Origin of the sequence: Klebsiella sp. SWET4, assembly GCF_024296565.1 — a bacterium.
In the GTDB taxonomy this organism is placed as follows: domain Bacteria; phylum Pseudomonadota; class Gammaproteobacteria; order Enterobacterales; family Enterobacteriaceae; genus Klebsiella; species Klebsiella variicola.
Map to the genome: position 1 here is coordinate 229,584 of NZ_JANCOB010000003.1, position 17,490 is coordinate 247,073.

Annotated in this window: 15 protein-coding genes and 1 pseudogene; 7 read left to right on the plus strand and 9 right to left on the minus strand. The window is 57.3% G+C overall.

Annotation, left to right across the window (positions count from 1 at the left end):
• Positions 1–5 precede the first annotated feature (5 nt).
• The gene (glyQ, locus tag NKJ21_RS10200; RefSeq protein ID WP_004205014.1) at positions 6–917 is read right to left on the minus strand and encodes a glycine--tRNA ligase subunit alpha; all 912 of its coding nucleotides are present in this window, start codon (positions 915–917) and stop codon (positions 6–8) included.
• A 127-nt stretch (positions 918–1,044) separates the two neighbouring features.
• Entirely contained in the window at positions 1,045–1,344 is a 300-nt protein-coding gene (locus tag NKJ21_RS10205; RefSeq protein ID WP_077598891.1) for a YsaB family lipoprotein, read from the minus strand.
• 179 nt (positions 1,345–1,523) lie between these two features.
• Between NKJ21_RS10205 and NKJ21_RS10210 the strand changes: the two genes are divergently transcribed.
• Positions 1,524–2,519 (plus strand): acyltransferase, encoded by a 996-nt coding sequence (locus tag NKJ21_RS10210; protein WP_022064581.1) that lies wholly within the window; start codon positions 1,524–1,526, stop codon positions 2,517–2,519.
• Between the two features lie 26 nt (positions 2,520–2,545).
• Here the strand turns inward: NKJ21_RS10210 and yiaA are convergent, their stop codons facing one another.
• From yiaA to xylA, 4 genes are all read right to left on the minus strand, one after another.
• Positions 2,546–2,992 carry an inner membrane protein YiaA gene (gene yiaA, locus NKJ21_RS10215; protein WP_254732882.1) on the minus strand — a complete coding sequence of 149 codons (447 nt, stop codon included), beginning with the start codon at positions 2,990–2,992 and terminating at the stop codon, positions 2,546–2,548.
• Between the two features lie 31 nt (positions 2,993–3,023).
• Positions 3,024–3,395, minus strand: coding sequence for an inner membrane protein YiaB (yiaB, locus tag NKJ21_RS10220; protein WP_008806878.1), 372 nt, complete (start codon positions 3,393–3,395; stop codon positions 3,024–3,026).
• 168 nt (positions 3,396–3,563) lie between these two features.
• A complete protein-coding gene (gene xylB, locus NKJ21_RS10225) occupies positions 3,564–5,018 on the minus strand; it encodes a xylulokinase (protein ID WP_022064580.1) in 1,455 nt (484 codons plus the stop codon).
• 92 nt (positions 5,019–5,110) lie between these two features.
• Positions 5,111–6,433, minus strand: a complete 1,323-nt coding sequence (gene xylA, locus NKJ21_RS10230; protein ID WP_008806876.1) for a xylose isomerase — start codon at positions 6,431–6,433, stop codon at positions 5,111–5,113.
• A 505-nt stretch (positions 6,434–6,938) separates the two neighbouring features.
• Between xylA and xylF the strand changes: the two genes are divergently transcribed.
• From xylF to xylR, 4 genes are all read left to right on the plus strand, one after another.
• Complete coding sequence (xylF, locus tag NKJ21_RS10235; RefSeq protein WP_004210164.1) at positions 6,939–7,934, plus strand: D-xylose ABC transporter substrate-binding protein; 996 nt, start codon at positions 6,939–6,941, stop codon at positions 7,932–7,934.
• Positions 7,935–7,998: 64 nt separating this feature from the next.
• Positions 7,999–9,540 (plus strand): xylose ABC transporter ATP-binding protein, encoded by a 1,542-nt coding sequence (locus NKJ21_RS10240; RefSeq protein ID WP_012540329.1) that lies wholly within the window; start codon positions 7,999–8,001, stop codon positions 9,538–9,540.
• A complete protein-coding gene (gene xylH / locus NKJ21_RS10245) occupies positions 9,518–10,699 on the plus strand; it encodes a xylose ABC transporter permease XylH (RefSeq protein ID WP_008806873.1) in 1,182 nt (393 codons plus the stop codon). The genes NKJ21_RS10240 and xylH overlap by 23 nt, the downstream gene beginning before the upstream one ends.
• A gap of 234 nt (positions 10,700–10,933) precedes the next feature.
• The gene (xylR, locus tag NKJ21_RS10250; protein WP_008806872.1) at positions 10,934–12,112 is read left to right on the plus strand and encodes a D-xylose utilization transcriptional activator XylR; all 1,179 of its coding nucleotides are present in this window, start codon (positions 10,934–10,936) and stop codon (positions 12,110–12,112) included.
• A gap of 38 nt (positions 12,113–12,150) precedes the next feature.
• Here xylR and NKJ21_RS10255 read toward each other — a convergent pair whose 3' ends face one another.
• Positions 12,151–12,969, minus strand: coding sequence for a protein bax (locus tag NKJ21_RS10255; protein ID WP_008806871.1), 819 nt, complete (start codon positions 12,967–12,969; stop codon positions 12,151–12,153).
• 314 nt (positions 12,970–13,283) lie between these two features.
• Between NKJ21_RS10255 and NKJ21_RS10260 the strand changes: the two genes are divergently transcribed.
• Together NKJ21_RS10260 and avtA are read left to right on the plus strand one after the other, a co-directional pair.
• Positions 13,284–15,317, plus strand: a complete 2,034-nt coding sequence (locus NKJ21_RS10260) for an alpha-amylase (protein WP_008806870.1) — start codon at positions 13,284–13,286, stop codon at positions 15,315–15,317.
• Between the two features lie 168 nt (positions 15,318–15,485).
• Positions 15,486–16,742 carry a valine--pyruvate transaminase gene (gene avtA, locus NKJ21_RS10265; RefSeq protein ID WP_008806869.1) on the plus strand — a complete coding sequence of 419 codons (1,257 nt, stop codon included), beginning with the start codon at positions 15,486–15,488 and terminating at the stop codon, positions 16,740–16,742.
• Positions 16,743–16,784: 42 nt separating this feature from the next.
• On the opposite strand, the gene NKJ21_RS10270 is transcribed toward avtA, so the two are convergent.
• Both NKJ21_RS10270 and NKJ21_RS10275 read right to left on the minus strand, forming a co-directional pair.
• Positions 16,785–17,270: a 4Fe-4S dicluster domain-containing protein gene (locus NKJ21_RS10270; protein ID WP_008806868.1), complete on the minus strand. Its 486-nt coding sequence runs from the start codon at positions 17,268–17,270 to the stop codon at positions 16,785–16,787.
• A gap of 109 nt (positions 17,271–17,379) precedes the next feature.
• A pseudogene (locus tag NKJ21_RS10275) lies at positions 17,380–17,472 on the minus strand (IclR family transcriptional regulator); the annotation flags it as partial.
• Positions 17,473–17,490: the final 18 nt, after the last annotated feature.

The window sequence follows — 17,490 nt, forward strand, 5'->3', positions numbered from 1 at the left end:
GCCTCTTATTTATTCTTGTTGCACATCGGGAAGCCGAGCGCTTCACGGGAAGCGTAGTACGCTTCCGCCACTGCTTTAGTCAGGGTGCGAATGCGCAGAATATAGCGCTGACGCTCGGTGACGGAGATGGCTTTACGCGCATCCAGCAGGTTAAAGCTGTGAGCCGCTTTCAAAATACGTTCATAGGCCGGCAGCGGCAGCGGGGTCTCCAGCGCCAGCAGCTGCTGGGCCTCTTTCTCATACTGCTCAAAGCAGGAGAACAGGAAGTCGACGTCGGCGTATTCGAAGTTATAGGTGGACTGCTCCACTTCATTCTGGTGGAACACGTCGCCGTAAGTGGTTTTACCCAGTGGGCCATCGCTCCAGACCAGGTCATAAACGCTGTCCACGCCCTGGATGTACATCGCCAGACGCTCCAGACCGTAGGTGATCTCGCCGGTCACCGGCTTACACTCGAGGCCGCCCACCTGCTGGAAGTAGGTGAACTGCGTCACTTCCATGCCGTTGAGCCACACTTCCCAACCCAGACCCCAGGCGCCCAGCGTCGGGTTTTCCCAGTTGTCTTCGACAAAACGAATATCGTGAATGGTCGGGTCCATACCCAGCTCTTTCAGCGATCCGAGGTACAGCTCCTGAATGTTGTCCGGAGAGGGCTTAATCACCACCTGGAACTGATAGTAGTGCTGTAAACGGTTCGGGTTTTCGCCATAGCGGCCATCGGTTGGACGACGGGAAGGCTGCACGTAGGCGGTCGCCATTGGCTCCGGCCCTAACGCGCGCAGGCAGGTCATCGGGTGAGAGGTGCCGGCGCCGACTTCCATGTCCAGTGGTTGAACAATGGTGCAGCCCTGACGAGCCCAGTAATCCTGTAAGGTCAGGATCAGGCCCTGGAAGGTCCTGGTATCAAACTTTTGCATATGATTTCGTGCTGGATACGTGTGGATTTAAAGGAAGGAGTCAGTATACCCGCTGGCTGCGAGATATACAGTACGAAACGGCGTTGTTTCAGGAAAACGGACGAAATTTACGCCAGCCGGGGTCGATTCAGCGCATCGAAAGATGCATAAACTGGCCGTCCGGGTCAAAGGAACAGATGAAACGCTCATTCTTGCCGGTCCGCCCCGAAAGCTCATAGCTCGCCTGGAATTGTTCAAAATGGTTCACGTCAACGAGCTGCGTTTGCGTGTTGTAGCGAATAGCGGCCTGATCCTTGCAAAGCTGGGCCATATTGAGCGTCGTTTGCGGAGTAATGCGTGCGCGCTGCGCTTTTTGCGCCGGGGGAGAAATGGTCTCGCTGCAGCCCGCGAGGAGCAGCACCAGCATAACGGAAACAACACCTTTCACCACGTACTCCTCCACCGCCTTGTTAGCAAGTTGTTATCGTAAAGATTCAGTATTACAGGTATTTTGCGAATATCATAAAACCGCGACAAGTCTGTGACCGAAAACTCAGACTAATCTATTGCGACACCGGGACATAAGGCGGGTCAGACCTTATTTCGCCAGCAGACTTTGAGGGACTGATGCAAGAAAAGATACACTGGATCACCAACCTGCGCGGTATCGCCTGCATGATGGTGGTGATGATCCACAGTACCAGTTGGTATATCACTCATCCGCATGCCATCACCCTTATGGAATGGGACATCGCTAATCTGCTCAATTCCGCCTCCCGCGTCAGCGTGCCGCTGTTTTTTATGATCTCGGGATACCTGTTTTTTGGCGAGCGCAGCGCCCAGCCGCGCCATTTCTGGCGAATTGGTTTGTGCATTGCGTTCTATAGCGCGCTGTCTCTGCTGTATATCGCGCTGTTTACCCATATCAACGTCGAGCTATCGTTAAAGAATTTGCTGCAGAAGCCCGTCTTCTACCACCTGTGGTTTTTCTTTGCTATCGCCGTCATCTACCTGCTCTCGCCGCTGATTCAGGTTAAGTCCGTCAGCGGTAAAATGCTGCTGGCGCTGATGGCGATCCTCGGTATTCTGGCCAACCCCAATATGGTCAGCGTCAAAGCCGCCGGGATTGAGTGGCTGCCAGTCAACCTCTATATCAACGGCGATACCTTCTACTACGTGCTCTACGGCGTGCTGGGCAGAGCCATTGGCACCCTGGACACCAATAAAAAATGGCTGACCCCGCTCTGCGCCGCGCTGTTCATCGCCGCCGTGTGGGTTATCTCCCGCGGCACGCTGCATGAGCTGCGCTGGCGCGGAGACTTTGGCGACACCTGGTATCTCTACTGCGGGCCGGCGGTGTTCGTTTGCGCGGTCGCCCTGCTGACGCTGGCCAAAAACTGGCTTAACGCACGTCCCCTGCCCGGTATCGCCTGCATTGCGCGACATTCACTGGGGATCTACGGTTTCCATGCCCTGATAGTGCATGCGCTGCGCGCCAGCCATCTGGAGCTGTCCCGCTGGCCGCTGCTGGACATTGTGTGGATATTTAGCGCCGCCCTGCTCGGCAGCCTGCTGCTGTCAGGCCTGGTGCAGCGGATTGATAGCCGCCGGCTGGTCAGCTAACGGTCCGCCACCCGGAGGGGCCCGACTTACGACTCAGGCCCCTCTTCCGTCACGCTGAGAGGTTCCCGTAAGCGCGTCGGGTCCCAGGCATCACGCACGTTTTTCTGCACCGCAACAGCGCCAAACAGGCTCAAAAAGTACGCCAGCCCATAGAACCCTTTCTCGCTGAGCAGCAGAGTGGCATTCCACAGTCCGATAACCAGCAGACCTACAGCGATAACGAAGACCACCAGGCAGGTGGTGTTGTACAGCGCGGTGGTCGGAATGGCTTCATACTTATCGCGCACCGTCTTTTGATAAGATGCCGCGGCAAACAGCCCCAGTACCAGGACAGCAAAATAATAGCCTTTCTCATTCAACTGCATATCGGCATTCCACAGCCCCACCAGATAGGTGACGATGCCGCCGATCAGGGCAATCCAGGAGATCAAATGAAACGCCGGAGAATACGTCGCGTGCTTGTTTTCCATCACTTTTTACCTTTTACGCGCCTCGGAGCGGCGCTTATTCCGTTTTTTGCATCGCCCGGGCGACGCGGGTCCGTTCGGGGGTTGCCGATGCGCCATATAAGCAGACAAACCATGCCGCGATATAGACGGCTTTTTCATGCCAGTCTGCCGGCACATACCAGGCGCCGACCAGCAGCAGGCCGACCGATAGCAGCAGCACCAGCCGACATAAGGCAATAAAACCGTCGTCCTGTTCCTGCCACTGGCTGGCGCGCTGATGGGCGAGGACGGCAAACATCCCCATCACCAGTACGCCAAGAAAATAACCTTTACCGCTAAACAACGGGCAGGTTCGCCAGATACCGAGCAGATAAACCAGCGATCCTGCTGCCATCATCACCCTGGCAATGTTGCGTTTTGTGTTCATCTCACCTCCCTGGTCGACAGGGGCTGATTATGACCGAGTCACCCGACGATGCCGCAGGTTATGCACGGCAAAGCGGTGATTTCGGAATAAACAAATACGCTTTTTTGGATGGATGTAGCCGGGACATTCAGGGAGGGAATCCGCCCGGCGCTGCCGGACGGACTGAGGCTAAGACATCAGCGATTTCAGCTGCTGATAAATCTGGCGGAAGGTTTCCCGCTGTGGCGCATAGTGGGCCACACGGCGATCGTCCGGGCGATGCGCTTGTTCAAGCGGCAGCGGCTTCAGCAGCCCGGCGCGGTCTGCCTCGTCGTGCACCGCCAGCTGCGCCAGCCTGGCCGCCCCCAGCGCCGGGCCGACGTCGCCCCCGGTACGGTAATCGAGCTGCTGGCCGCTGATATCCGCCAGCATTTGTCGCCAGTAAGCGCTGCGCGCCCCGCCGCCGATAAGCGTGATGCTCTGCGGCTTGATGCCGCAGGCGTGTACCACGTCCATGCCATCCGCCAGCGCATAGCCCACGCCCTCCAGCACCGCCCGCGCCAGCTCTGCCGGCCCATGCTGATGCGTCAGGCCAAAAAAGACGCCCTTGGCCTGCGGGTTGTTGTGCGGCGTGCGTTCGCCCGACAGATATGGCAGGAACCACACCGGACCGGCGCTTTCATCCGCCGTCTGCGCCGCCGCGATCAGCGCCGGCACGCTGGCCAGGCCGGTTAATTTCGCCGCCCAGTCCAGGCAGGAGGCCGCGCTGAGCATCACCGACATCAGATGCCAGCGGCCCGGCAGCGCATGGCAGAAGCTGTGCACCGCGCTTTCGGGTTTGCTGAGGAACCCTTCGCTGACGGCGAAGTAGACGCCTGAGGTGCCCAGCGACAGCATTGCCTGGCCGGCGTCGGCCATTCCGACCCCGACCGCGCCTGCGGCGTTGTCGCCACCGCCGCCCACCACCAGCGCCTGCGGCATATTCCACGCCTGCGCCACCTCAGGTCGCAGTTGCCCGGTGACGTCGCTGCCTTCAAACAGCGCCGGCATCGCATCCCGACTGAGATCGCAGGCGGCGAGCATCTCATCGCTCCAGTCACGCCGGGCGACGTCCAGCCACATCGTACCGGCGGCGTCAGACATGTCGCTGGCAAGCTCGCCGGTCATGCGCAGGCGCAGATAGTCCTTCGGCAGCAGCACTTTATCGACCTGGTTGAACACCGCCGCCTCGTGGCGCTGCACCCAGAGTAACTTCGGCGCCGTAAAGCCCGGCATCATCAGGTTGCCGGTGATCTGCCGGGAAGCGCTGACTTTTTCCTCCAGCAGCTGGCACTCTTCGGCGCAGCGGCCGTCATTCCATAAAATGGCCGGACGCAGCACCTGTAACGATTTATCCAGCAACGTGGCGCCGTGCATCTGCCCGGCGATGCCCAGCGCCTTCACGTCGCGCAGGCTATGCTGCGCGCCCAGGGCTTTCATCGCCGTGTCTGTCGCCAGCCACCACTGTTCGGGATCTTGTTCCGACCACAGCGGATGCGGACGCGAGACGGTGAGTTTTTCGGTATGCGATGCCACTACCTCACCCTGCTCATTCAGCAGAATGGCTTTGACGCCCGATGTTCCCAGATCGATGCCGATATACATACTACCTCTCCTTAAACGCGCGCCACGGCTAAGCGTGGCGCGAACAGAGCATCCTGGTTGCGACGCCGGTCATGCCGGGCGCCGCCGCATGATTACTTATCAAACAGATAATGGTTGACCAGGTTTTCCAGTTGTTCCTGCTGGCCGCTGCGATGCTGCGGCGCCAGCTGATGCTGAGTGGCATACTGGGCAATGTCGCTGAGGGTCATCTGCCCGTTAAGGATCTGCTGCCCCAGCTCACCGTTCCAGCCGGCGTAGCGTCTGGCCACGCGTTTATCCAGCTCACCGTCCTCAATCATCCGCGCCGCAACTTTCAGCGACAGCGCCATGGTATCCATCGCGCCAATATGACCATAGAACAGGTCGTATTTGTCGGTACTCTGCCGGCGCACTTTCGCATCAAAGTTGAGGCCGCCGGTGGTGAAGCCGCCCGCTTTAAGAATTTCATACATCACCAGCGCATTCTCTTCGACGCTGTTCGGGAACTGGTCGGTATCCCAGCCCAGCTGCGGATCGCCGCGGTTGGCGTCGACGGAGCCGAACAGCCCCAGCGCAATGGCCGTCGCAATTTCATGATGGAACGAATGGCCGGCGAGCGTGGCATGGTTAGCTTCAATATTCAGTTTAATCTCTTTTTCCAGACCAAACTGTTTGAGGAAGCCGTAAACGGTAGAGGCATCATAGTCATACTGATGCTTGGTCGGTTCCTGCGGTTTGGGCTCAATCAGCAGCGTGCCTTTAAAGCCAATTTTATGCTTATGCTCCACCACCAGTTGCATGAAGCGGCCAATCTGTTCACGCTCCTGACGCAGGTCGGTATTCAGCAGGGTTTCATAGCCCTCGCGACCGCCCCACAGCACATAGTTTTCGCCTCCCAACTGATGAGTGGCATTCATCGCGGTGACCACCTGGGTGGCCGCCCAGCTAAACACTTCCGGATCCGGGTTGGTGGCCGCGCCAGCGCCGTAGCGCGGGTTGGTAAAGCAGTTTGCGGTCCCCCACAGAAGCTTCACGCCGCTCTGCTGCTGTTTCTCTGCCAGCACCTCGACCATGCGGGCGAAGTTATTGCTGTACTCCTGCAGCGAGGCGCCTTCCGGCGAGACATCGACATCGTGGAAACAGTAGTAAGGCACGTTGAGTTTGTGGAAGAATTCAAACGCCACATCGGCTTTACGTTTGGCCATCTCCAGGGCGTCGCCAGGCTGCTGCCATGGACGGTCAAAGGAGCCCACGCCAAACATATCGGCGCCATTCCAGCAGAAGGTATGCCAGTAACAGGCCGCAAAACGCAGATGATCTTCCATCCGTTTGCCCAGCACCAGTTCATCCGGGTTGTAGTGACGGAAAGCCAGCGGGTTAGTGGATTTCGGGCCTTCGTAACGAACGCGATCGAGTTGATCGAAATAGGTCTGCATAGAGAACTCCATATTCAGAGATGCGGCGAATAACCAATCAGATACCCTAAATAATTCGAGTTGCAGGAAGGCGGCAAGAGCGTGAACCCTCAGGCGCTGGCGCCAGCAAGAGGTCGGAGCAACGAATGTCACCAACCCACCTACAACTTGAAGTATGACGGGTTTAAGCCAATATAGAATTTCACTTTCCTTCTCCTCAATTACGTTATTTCACACCGCCATTGAGAGAATCCACAAACGTGCGCCAGCTCGCAAAAAATAATATTCTTCCCTCTTCTCCGCACCTTGTCGGGGAAGTCCAGTGCAATAATAAGTGTGTGCATGAATAAAATACGATCGCCGTCATAATTTGCACATTAAACGAAATTTCATAACGGCAAAATAAGAACCGGTAATTGCCAGCCCTGCTTTCCGCGTTAAGAATCTGTAACGTATCCGCAACCTCATGTATCAAACATTATTTTCCGTTCGTCTTACCTACCCTTACAAAAAAGGTATCATTATTATGAAGATAAAGAACCTTTGCCTTACACTTTGCGCTAGCTCCCTCCTGCTCGCCAGCATGGCGGGGATGGCGAAAGAAGTGAAGATTGGCATGGCCATCGACGATCTGCGTCTGGAGCGCTGGCAGAAAGACCGTGATATTTTCGTCAATAAAGCGGAATCCTTAGGCGCCAAAGTTTTTGTCCAGTCCGCCAACGGTAATGAAGAAACGCAGATGTCGCAAATTGAAAATATGATCAACCGCGGCGTCGATGTGTTAGTCATTATTCCTTATAACGGTCAGGTACTCAGCAACGTGATTAAAGAAGCCAAGCAGGAAGGTATTAAAGTCCTGGCCTATGACCGTATGATTAATAATGCTGATATTGATTTCTATATTTCTTTCGACAATGAAAAAGTCGGTGAAATGCAGGCGCAAAGTCTGGTCGACAAAGTGCCGCAGGGTAATTATTTCCTGATGGGCGGCTCGCCGGTGGATAATAACGCCAAACTGTTCCGCGCCGGGCAGATGAAGGTCCTCAAACCGTATGTGGATGAAGGCAAAATTAAGATTGTCGGCGATCAGTGGGTTGACGGCTGGCTGCCGGAGAACGCGCTGAAAATAATGGAAAACGCGCTGACGGCGAATAATAACAAGATCGATGCCGTGGTCGCCTCCAATGACGCCACCGCCGGCGGCGCCATCCAGGCCTTAACCGCCCAGGGGCTGGCCGGTAAAGTGGCGATCTCCGGTCAGGATGCTGACCTGGCGGGTGTGAAGCGCATTATTTCCGGTACTCAGACGATGACCGTCTATAAACCGATTACCACCCTGGCCACCAACGCCGCTGAAATCGCCGTTGAGCTGGGTAACGATAAGCAGCCGAAGGCCGATACCACGCTGAATAACGGCTTAAAAGATGTCCCTTCGCGCCTGTTAACGCCCATTGAGGTGAATAAAGAGAATATTGACGCCACGGTGATTAAAGACGGTTTCCATAAAAAGAGTGAATTGTAATGGCTGACGCCCCGCTCCGGGGCGTCATTTTCATCCCGCCGGATATCACTTTTGCGGAGTCTTTATGGCCTGGCTACTCGAAATGAAGAACATCACCAAAACCTTCGGCGCCGTTAAAGCCGTGGATAACGTCAGCCTGCGTCTTAACGCGGGTGAGGTGGTCTCGTTATGCGGTGAAAATGGGTCGGGGAAATCGACGCTGATGAAGGTGTTGTGCGGTATCTATCCGCACGGAAGCTATGAGGGCGAGATTATTTTTGCCGGCGAAACGCTGCAGGCAAACCATATTCGCGATACCGAACGCAAAGGCATCGCCATTATTCACCAGGAGCTGGCGCTGGTGAAACATCTCACCGTGCTGGAGAATATTTTCCTCGGCGCCGAGATCTCCCGCCACGGTCTGCTGGATTATGAAACCATGACGCTGCGCTGTCAGAAGCTGCTGGCGCAGGTCAATCTGCCCATATCGCCCGACACCCGCGTCGGCGACCTCGGCCTTGGTCAGCAGCAGCTGGTGGAGATCGCCAAGGCGCTGAATAAACAGGTTCGTCTGCTGATCCTCGACGAACCGACCGCTTCCTTAACCGAACAAGAGACCGCGACGCTGCTGACGATCATTCGCGATCTGCAAAACCACGGTATCGCCTGCATTTATATTTCTCACAAGCTCAATGAGGTCAAAGCGATCTCCGACACGATCTGCGTGATCCGCGATGGCCAGCACATCGGCACCCGCGACGCCAGCGGCATGAGCGAAGACGATATCATCACCATGATGGTCGGCCGCGAGCTCACCGCGCTCTATCCCAGCGAGCCGCACGCCCACGGCGAGGAGATCCTGCGGGTCGAACATTTAACCGCCTGGCACCCGGTAAACCGCCATATTAAACGCGTCAACGACGTCTCGTTTTCCCTGCGTCGCGGGGAAATCCTCGGCATTGCCGGGTTGGTCGGCGCCGGACGTACCGAGGCGGTACAGTGCCTGTTCGGCGTCTGGCCGGGGCGCTGGCAAGGGGAGATCTTTATTGATGGCCAGCCGGTGAGCATTTCTAACTGCCAGCAGGCCATTGCCCACGGCATCGCCATGGTGCCGGAAGACCGCAAAAAAGACGGCATCGTGCCGGTGATGGCGGTGGGCAAAAACATTACCCTGGCGGCGCTCAACCAGTTCACCGGCGCGATGAGCAGCCTGGACGACGCCGCCGAGCAGCACTGCATTCAGCAGTCCATTCAGCGTTTGAAAATTAAAACCTCCTCGCCGGAACTGGCGATTGGCCGCCTGAGCGGCGGCAACCAGCAAAAGGCGATACTCGCGCGCTGTCTGCTGCTCAATCCGCGCATTCTGATCCTCGACGAACCCACCCGTGGCATCGATATCGGGGCAAAGTATGAAATTTATAAACTGATTAACCAGCTGGTGCAGCAGGGCATCGCGGTCATTGTCATTTCATCAGAACTGCCCGAGGTGCTCGGTCTCAGCGATCGGGTGCTGGTTATGCACGAAGGCAGACTAAAAGCCAATTTGGTTAATCAACATCTGACCCAGGAGCAGGTGATGGAAGCCGCGCTGAGGAGCGAACGCCATGTCGAAGAACACGTCGTCTGAAATCAAACTCACCCCAACCGCCCCCGCCGCCTTGCCGGCGCTGAAGGGGCTGAATCTCCAGGTCTTTGTGATGATCGCCGCCATCGTCGTCATTATGCTGTTTTTCACCTGGGTTACCGATGGCGCCTACCTGAGCGCACGCAATATCTCCAACCTGCTGCGCCAGACGGCCATCACCGGCATCCTCGCCGTTGGCATGGTGTTTGTGATTATTTCGGCAGAAATCGACCTGTCCGTCGGCTCGATGATGGGGCTGCTGGGCGGCGCCGCGGCAATCTTTGACGTCTGGCTCGGCTGGCCGCTGCCGCTCACCATCCTGGTGACCCTGGTGATGGGCCTGCTGCTCGGGGCGTGGAACGGATGGTGGGTGGCCTATCGCAAGGTTCCCTCGTTTATCGTCACCCTCGCCGGGATGCTGGCGTTTCGCGGCATTCTGATCGGCATCACCAACGGGACCACCGTCTCGCCCACCAGCCCGGCGATGGCGCAGATCGGCCAAAGCTATCTGCCAGACGGTATTGGGTTTGGCATCGGCGTTGTCGGCATGGCGGCGTTTATCGTCTGGCAGTGGCGCGGGCGGATGCGCCGTCAGGCGTTAGGTCTGGCGACCTCGTCCTCCACCGCCGCCGTTGGCCGTCAGGCCATTACCGCGGTGATTGTGCTGGGCGCAATCTGGCTGCTCAATGACTATCGTGGCGTGCCGACCCCGGTGCTGATCCTCGCTGCCCTGCTGCTGGCAGGCCTGTTTATGGCCACCCGCACCGCTTTTGGTCGTCGCATCTATGCCATCGGCGGCAACCTGGAGGCGGCCCGCCTCTCAGGGATCAACGTCGAGCGTACCAAGCTGGCGGTGTTTGCCATTAACGGCCTGATGGTCGCCATTGCCGGGCTGATCCTCAGCTCGCGCCTCGGCGCCGGGTCGCCCTCGGCGGGCAATATCGCCGAACTGGACGCCATCGCCGCCTGCGTCATCGGCGGCACCAGCCTGGCGGGCGGCATCGGCAGCGTCGCCGGAGCGGTAATGGGGGCGTTTATTATGTCAGCCCTGGATAACGGCATGAGCATGATGGACGTCGCCACCTTCTGGCAATATATCGTTAAAGGCGCCATTTTGCTGCTGGCGGTGTGGATGGACTCCGCCACCAAGCGGCGCGCGTGAGGAGAGACTCTCTGAAGAATGTCTGAATTCTTTGCGCTACCGCCAAACTTCGCCACAAGGCGCTTGAAATATCTCGGGCATTAGCCGGTAGTGTATACCCAACATCATTCGGGTTGCAGACGACGCCCCCGGGCCGCGTACCGACGTACGTGGCCCGGGTGAGTGAGGAAGCCAGGCCATCGGCAACATCAAGAATGAAGGGGTATGACCGGGGTTAGAGCAGGAACATTATCTATGTTTGAAAAGCGTCACCGTATTACGCTGTTATTCAATGCCAACAAAGCTTATGACCGCCAGGTGGTTGAGGGCGTCGGCGAGTATCTGCAAGCCTCCCAGCTGGAGTGGGATATCTTTATTGAAGAGGATTTTCGGGCACGAATCGAAAACATCAAAGAGTGGTTGGGCGATGGCGTTATCGCCGACTATGACGATCCCGAAATTGAAAAGCTGCTGGCCGATGTCCACGTGCCCATCGTCGGCGTCGGCGGCTCTTATCATCAGCCAGAGCAGTACCCGCCGGTCCACTATATTGCCACGGACAACGCTGCGCTGGTGGAAAGCGCCTTTCTCCATTTGAAGGAAAAAGGGGTGCACCGCTTCGCGTTTTACGGACTCCCCACCTCCAGCGGTAAACGCTGGGCGGTAGAGCGCGAGTATGCCTTCTGCCAGCTGGTCGCGAAGGAGAAGTATCGCGGTGTGGTCTACCAGGGGCTGGAGACGGCGCCGGAAAACTGGCAGCACGCGCAAAACCGGCTCGCCGACTGGCTGCAAACCCTGCCGCCGCAAACCGGCATCATCGCCGTCACCGACGCCCGCGCCCGCCACGTCCTGCAGGCCTGCGAGCTGCTGCATATCCCGGTGCCAGAGAAACTGTGCGTTATTGGCATCGATAACGAGGAGCTGACCCGCTATCTCTCTCGCGTCGCCCTCTCCTCCGTCGCCCAGGGCACCCGCCAGATGGGTTATCAGGCGGCAAAATTACTCCACCGGCTGCTGAATAACGAGGTGCTCCCGCTGCAGCGCCAGCTGATCCCGCCGATGCGCGTCGTTGAGCGACGCTCCACCGACTACCGGTCATTGAACGATCCCTCCGTGATTCAGGCGATGCATTACATTCGCAACAACGCCTGCAAAGGCATCAAGGTGGAACAGGTGCTCGACGCCGTGGGCATCTCTCGCTCCAATCTGGAGAAACGCTTCAAAGAGGAAGTCGGGGAGACCATCCACACGGTGATCCACAGCGAGAAACTGGAAAAGGCGCGCAGCCTGCTGGTGTCCACCAGCCTGTCGATCAATGAGATTTCACAGATGTGCGGCTACCCATCGCTGCAATATTTTTATTCGGTGTTTAAGAAGGAGTACGACGTGACGCCGAAGGAGTACCGTGACCGGCACAGCGAGGTGATGCTGTAGGGCAAAAAAATGCCCGGCGACAAGGCCGGGCATCCGGATTACAGATGGGCGGCGATGAGCCGCTGATTGTCCTGATACATCGCGAAGAGATAGTTGTTGTAGCTCGACCCTTTGGTCGAATAACCCTTCAGCTTATGAATCATGGTACTGGCCGTCACTTCCTGATCCGCCTTGCGCAGCTGCAGGCGCGATTTGCGGAATGAAGAATAAGCCGGGTGGGTGTTCAGGTTGGTGACATAAGCCTGCACCGACTGCTCCACTGATTCGAACTGCGAGTAGCCTTTCATCGCCCCGCGGCAGCGACCGGCGCCGCACTTCATGCCAAACAGGTTGTTGTTCTCACGCGCCAGCTTGGAGGTACCCCAGCCACTTTCCGCCGCCGCCATGGTTGCTACCATGCTGTTCGGAATAATGTCGACACGCTCAAGCAGCGCGTTCCAAGGCACATGACGCGTATTGCCTGACCACTTCACCTTATAACGGGCAGCGATATCTTTCAGGCGCGCCTTCTCAGTCGGCGACCAGCGAGCATCGTACTGCTTGGAAACAAGCCAGTTACGATCCGCAGTAATCGCCTGATTCTGCTTGGTAATATAAGGCATGACCGTCCGGAGAAACGCTTTTTTCCTTGGTGTTCCGGAAGGGTATTTTCGCAAGTCAGGAAGTGAACTGCTCTTTACACTATTGCGAGAATACTCTTGTTTACTGCTTACCTTAGTACTACTGATCTTCTTAACCGTTGGGGCTTTATGACTCTTTGTTGCTGTGTGCGTTGTTGCCAACACACTACCTGAAAATACACAGGTTAGTAACATAAGTATGGCGGCCCCATATCGTCGTATGGGATTCGATATCATCAGGTCTCCTGGTCGGATATATGCATTCCAACACCTTGTTTTTCACAAAAAAACGATAGCTGAATCGCTAATAGTATCAAAAATACGCAATGAGAGCATCAACAGAAATAGTCCAATTCCGAATTGGTGTCATCTGAAATCGGTTTCTGCGACGCATCGCCAGTGCGAAAATGCTAGCTTCGTCTCATTTTTAGCCTATTTTTTGAGCGGTGTCACTCACCCCTTTTCATCCTCCTGGTAAAACGCCCGCCAGGAGGAGTTCACCCGTGCGGCAACAAGGCACACTAGATAAAAACCGCTCACAGGATCCCGCAATGAAACTCGCTGCGCTTGCCACGTTATTCGTGCCTGGGATGGCCTTTGCCGCCTGGACTACTACCGACTTCCCTGCCTTTACCGAAGAAGGGACGGGCCGATTCATCAGCCAGAAAGTGGTTGAGAAGGGTACACGTCCTCTGCAGCTAAATTTTGACCAGCAGTGCTGGCAGCCTTCCGGCGGCATTAAGCTCAACCAGATGCTGTCCATGGAGCCCTGCCGTGGCACCCCGCCGCAATGGCGCATCTTCCGCCAGGGGTTGTATACCCTGGAGGTGGATACCCGCTCCGGCACACCGACAATGATGATTTCGCTGGAGGAAAAAGAGGCCAGCGCCGCGGCACCGCAGATCCGTCAGTGTCCGAAGTGGGATGGAAAACCGCTGACCATCGACGTCAGCAAAACCTTCGCCGAGGGCAGCAAGGTCCGCGATTTCTACAGCGGCAATGTCGCGACCGTCAGCGGCGGCAAAATCACCCTGCAGCCCGCCTTCGGCAGCAATGGCCTACTGCTGCTCGAGCGTGCCGAGACCGCCGCCCCGGCGCCGTTTGACTGGCACAATGCCACTGTCTACTTCGTCCTGACCGATCGCTTCGTAAACGGCAACCCGGCCAACGACAACAGCTATGGCCGTCATAAAGACGGCATGCAGGAGATCGGCACCTTCCACGGCGGTGACCTGCAGGGATTAACCAGCAAGCTGGATTATCTGCAGCAGATGGGGGTTAACGCCCTGTGGATCAGCTCCCCGCTCGAGCAGATCCACGGCTGGGTCGGCGGCGGCACGAAGGGCGATTTCCCGCACTACGCCTACCACGGCTATTACACCCAGGACTGGTCGAAACTGGACGCCAACATGGGGACCGAAGCGGATCTCCGCCGACTGGTGGATGAAGCGCATAAGCGCGGCATACGCATCCTGTTTGACGTGGTGATGAACCATACCGGTTACGCTACCCTGGCCGACATGCAGGAGTTCCAGTTCGGTGCCCTGTATCTGCAAGGCGATGAGCTGAAAAAAACCCTTGGCGAGCGCTGGACGGACTGGAAACCGGGCGCGGGCCAGACCTGGCACAGCTTTAACGACTATATCAACTTCAGCGACAAAGCCGGCTGGGAGAAATGGTGGGGCAAGAAGTGGATCCGCACCGATATCGGCGATTATGACAACCCAGGATATGACGATCTCACCATGTCGCTGGCCTTCCTGCCGGACCTGAAAACCGAATCGAAGGAAGCCTCAGGCCTGCCGAACTTCTATAGCCATAAACCGGACACCGCGGCGAAGGCGATCCCGGGCTATACGCCGCGCGACTACCTGACGCACTGGCTGAGCCAGTGGGTGCGCGACTACGGCATCGACGGCTTCCGTGTCGATACCGCTAAACACGTGGAGATGGACGCCTGGCAGCAGTTAAAAACCCAGGCCACCGCCGCGCTGGCGGAGTGGAAAAAAGCCAATCCGGATAAAGCGCTGGATGCGGCGCCGTTCTGGATGACCGGCGAAGCCTGGGGACACGGGGTGATGCAGAGCGATTACTATCGCCACGGTTTTGATGCGATGATCAATTTCGACTACCAGGACCAGGCGGCGAAAGCGGCGACCTGTATGGCCAATATTGACCTCACCTGGCAGCAAATGGCGGACAAGCTGCAGAGCTTTAACGTCCTGAGTTACCTCTCCTCGCACGATACGCGCCTGTTCCGCGAAGGCGGCACCACCGCGGCGGAGCTGTTGCTGCTGGCCCCTGGCGCCGTGCAGATTTTCTATGGTGACGAATCATCACGTCCGTTCGGCCCCACCGGCTCGGACCCGCTGCAGGGCACCCGTTCGCAGATGAACTGGCAGGATGTTAACGGCAAGGCGGCCCGCAGCGTCACTCACTGGCAGAAGATCGGTCAGTTCCGCGCTCGCCATCCGGCAATCGGCATGGGCAAACAGACAACGCTGTCGATGCCGCGTGGTTACGGGTTCGTGCGTGAGAGCGGTGAAGACAAAGTGATGGTCATCTGGGCCGGACAACAGCAGTAATCCACAGGTGGCTCTCCGCCCTGGCGGGGAGCCATTCAGAACAAAACGCTAACAAAATAGTAATTTACAGGATAAAGATAAAAAGCCGTCTCCTCCCGCCGATTTGCACCACGCTAGCGCTGGCGTTATGGTTAGCCACTTTCCAGAACCACCGATAGACTATTCGCGATGACATTTTCCCTTTTCGGCGACAAATTCACCCGTCATTCAGGCATCACCCGCTTGATGGAAGACCTTAATGACGGTCTGCGCACGCCGGGCGCTATTATGCTGGGCGGCGGCAACCCCGCTCAGATCCCGGAAATGAATGACTACTTCCAGCAGCTGCTGTCCGACATGCTGGATAATGGCAAAGCCCTTGATGCGCTTTGTAATTATGATGGTCCGCAGGGCAAAAGCGAGCTGCTGAGCCTGCTGGCGAACATGCTGCGCGACGAGCTGGGCTGGGAGATCGAACCACAGAATATTGCGCTAACAAACGGCAGTCAGAGCGCATTTTTCTACTTATTTAATCTGTTTGCAGGCCGTCGGGCAGATGGCACCACGCGTAAGGTACTGTTCCCACTGACGCCGGAATATATTGGTTACGCCGATGCCGGTCTGGAAGAGGATCTGTTCGTTGCCACCCGGCCGAACATCGAACTGCTGCCGGAAGGCCAGTTCAAATACCACGTTGATTTTGAACATCTGCAGGTGACGGAAGAGACCGGGATGATCTGCGTCTCGCGCCCCACCAACCCGACCGGCAACGTCATCACTGATGAAGAGCTGATCAAACTGGATGCGCTGGCGAATCAGCACGGGGTCCCGCTGGTGATTGATAATGCCTACGGCGTGCCGTTCCCGGGCATTATCTTTAGCGACGCTCGACCGCTGTGGAATCCAAACATCGTGCTGTGTATGAGCCTGTCCAAACTGGGCCTGCCGGGCAGCCGCTGCGGGATTATCATCGCCAACGAGAAAATCATCACCGCCATCAGCAACATGAACGGCATTATCAGCCTCGCCCCTGGCGGCATTGGGCCGGCAATGATGTGCGAAATGATTAAACGACAGGATCTGCTGCGCCTGTCAGAGACGGTGATCAAGCCCTTCTATTACCAGCGGGTGCAGGAAACCATCGCCATTATTCGCCGTTATTTACCGGAGGAGCGCTGCCTGATCCACAAACCGGAGGGAGCCATTTTCCTCTGGCTATGGTTTAAGGACCTGCCGGTCTCCACCGAGCTGCTGTATCAGCGGCTGAAAAAGCGCGGCGTGCTGATGGTGCCGGGGGATTACTTCTTCCCGGGTCTGGATAAGCCGTGGCCGCACACTCACCAGTGTATGCGCATGAACTATGTGCCAGACCCGCAAAAAATTGAGGCCGGGGTGAAAATTCTCGCCGAAGAGATTGAATTCGCCTGGCGCGAACAGGAAGCATAGTCTTTGACGCCGCGGGCGGGTAACGCCCGTCAGCGCCCCCACTCACGCCAGCGCCAGCCGCTGGCGTTTTTGCGCGCATAGCGCTTCCAGCTCCGCGGGAACCATCACCCGCAGCGCCTGCGTCGGGCAGGCGGCCACGCAGGCCGGTCCTTCAGCGCGGTGATGGCATAGATCGCATTTCAGCGCCTGCGCCTGCTCGTTCACTACCGTAACGGTCATCGCACCGTACGGGCAGGCCACCATGCAACTTTTGCAGCCGATGCAGCGCCGCTGGTCGACCCACCAGACGTCATTGTCGCGCTGAATCGCCCCTTGCGGGCAAACGCTGGCGCAGGGCGCATCCTCGCATTGCCGGCACGCCGTCGCCGTCGATATGTCACCGCTTTTCACCACCCGGATACGCGGCGCGAAATGGTTCGTCGACAGGGCGGCGACATCCTGCGCCTGCTGGTGCGCCACCGCACAAGCCACTTCACAGGTACGACAGCCAATACACCGCTGGGCATTGGCAATAAGAAACTGGTTCATCCTCTGCTCCCTGGGGATAAAACCGCAGGGTGCCAGAATAGTCCCTGCCCGCGCTTTGATCCTGAATGGAATCAGCGCTGTTTTTTGTCAGATGGCCTGCAGGATGTGGTCATTTGCCTGACGCTTCACGCACCGTGAAACCCAGCTCACGCGAAATTGCTTCGGCGGTCTCACGCAGCGGTTTTAACAAGTTCTTTTCGCCAGCTCCCCTGCACGAAGT

Coding starts and splice junctions, on each gene's coding strand:
- NKJ21_RS10255 (WP_008806871.1), bottom strand. CDS start 12,969: ATGATATCGAATCCCATACGACGATATGGGGCCGCCATACTTATGTTA.
- xylR (WP_008806872.1), top strand. CDS start 10,934: ATGTTTGAAAAGCGTCACCGTATTACGCTGTTATTCAATGCCAACAAA.
- NKJ21_RS10260 (WP_008806870.1), top strand. CDS start 13,284: ATGAAACTCGCTGCGCTTGCCACGTTATTCGTGCCTGGGATGGCCTTT.
- yiaB (WP_008806878.1), bottom strand. CDS start 3,395: ATGAACACAAAACGCAACATTGCCAGGGTGATGATGGCAGCAGGATCG.
- xylF (WP_004210164.1), top strand. CDS start 6,939: ATGAAGATAAAGAACCTTTGCCTTACACTTTGCGCTAGCTCCCTCCTG.
- avtA (WP_008806869.1), top strand. CDS start 15,486: ATGACATTTTCCCTTTTCGGCGACAAATTCACCCGTCATTCAGGCATC.
- xylH (WP_008806873.1), top strand. CDS start 9,518: ATGTCGAAGAACACGTCGTCTGAAATCAAACTCACCCCAACCGCCCCC.
- NKJ21_RS10210 (WP_022064581.1), top strand. CDS start 1,524: ATGCAAGAAAAGATACACTGGATCACCAACCTGCGCGGTATCGCCTGC.
- NKJ21_RS10240 (WP_012540329.1), top strand. CDS start 7,999: ATGGCCTGGCTACTCGAAATGAAGAACATCACCAAAACCTTCGGCGCC.
- glyQ (WP_004205014.1), bottom strand. CDS start 917: ATGCAAAAGTTTGATACCAGGACCTTCCAGGGCCTGATCCTGACCTTA.
- xylA (WP_008806876.1), bottom strand. CDS start 6,433: ATGCAGACCTATTTCGATCAACTCGATCGCGTTCGTTACGAAGGCCCG.
- xylB (WP_022064580.1), bottom strand. CDS start 5,018: ATGTATATCGGCATCGATCTGGGAACATCGGGCGTCAAAGCCATTCTG.
- NKJ21_RS10270 (WP_008806868.1), bottom strand. CDS start 17,270: ATGAACCAGTTTCTTATTGCCAATGCCCAGCGGTGTATTGGCTGTCGT.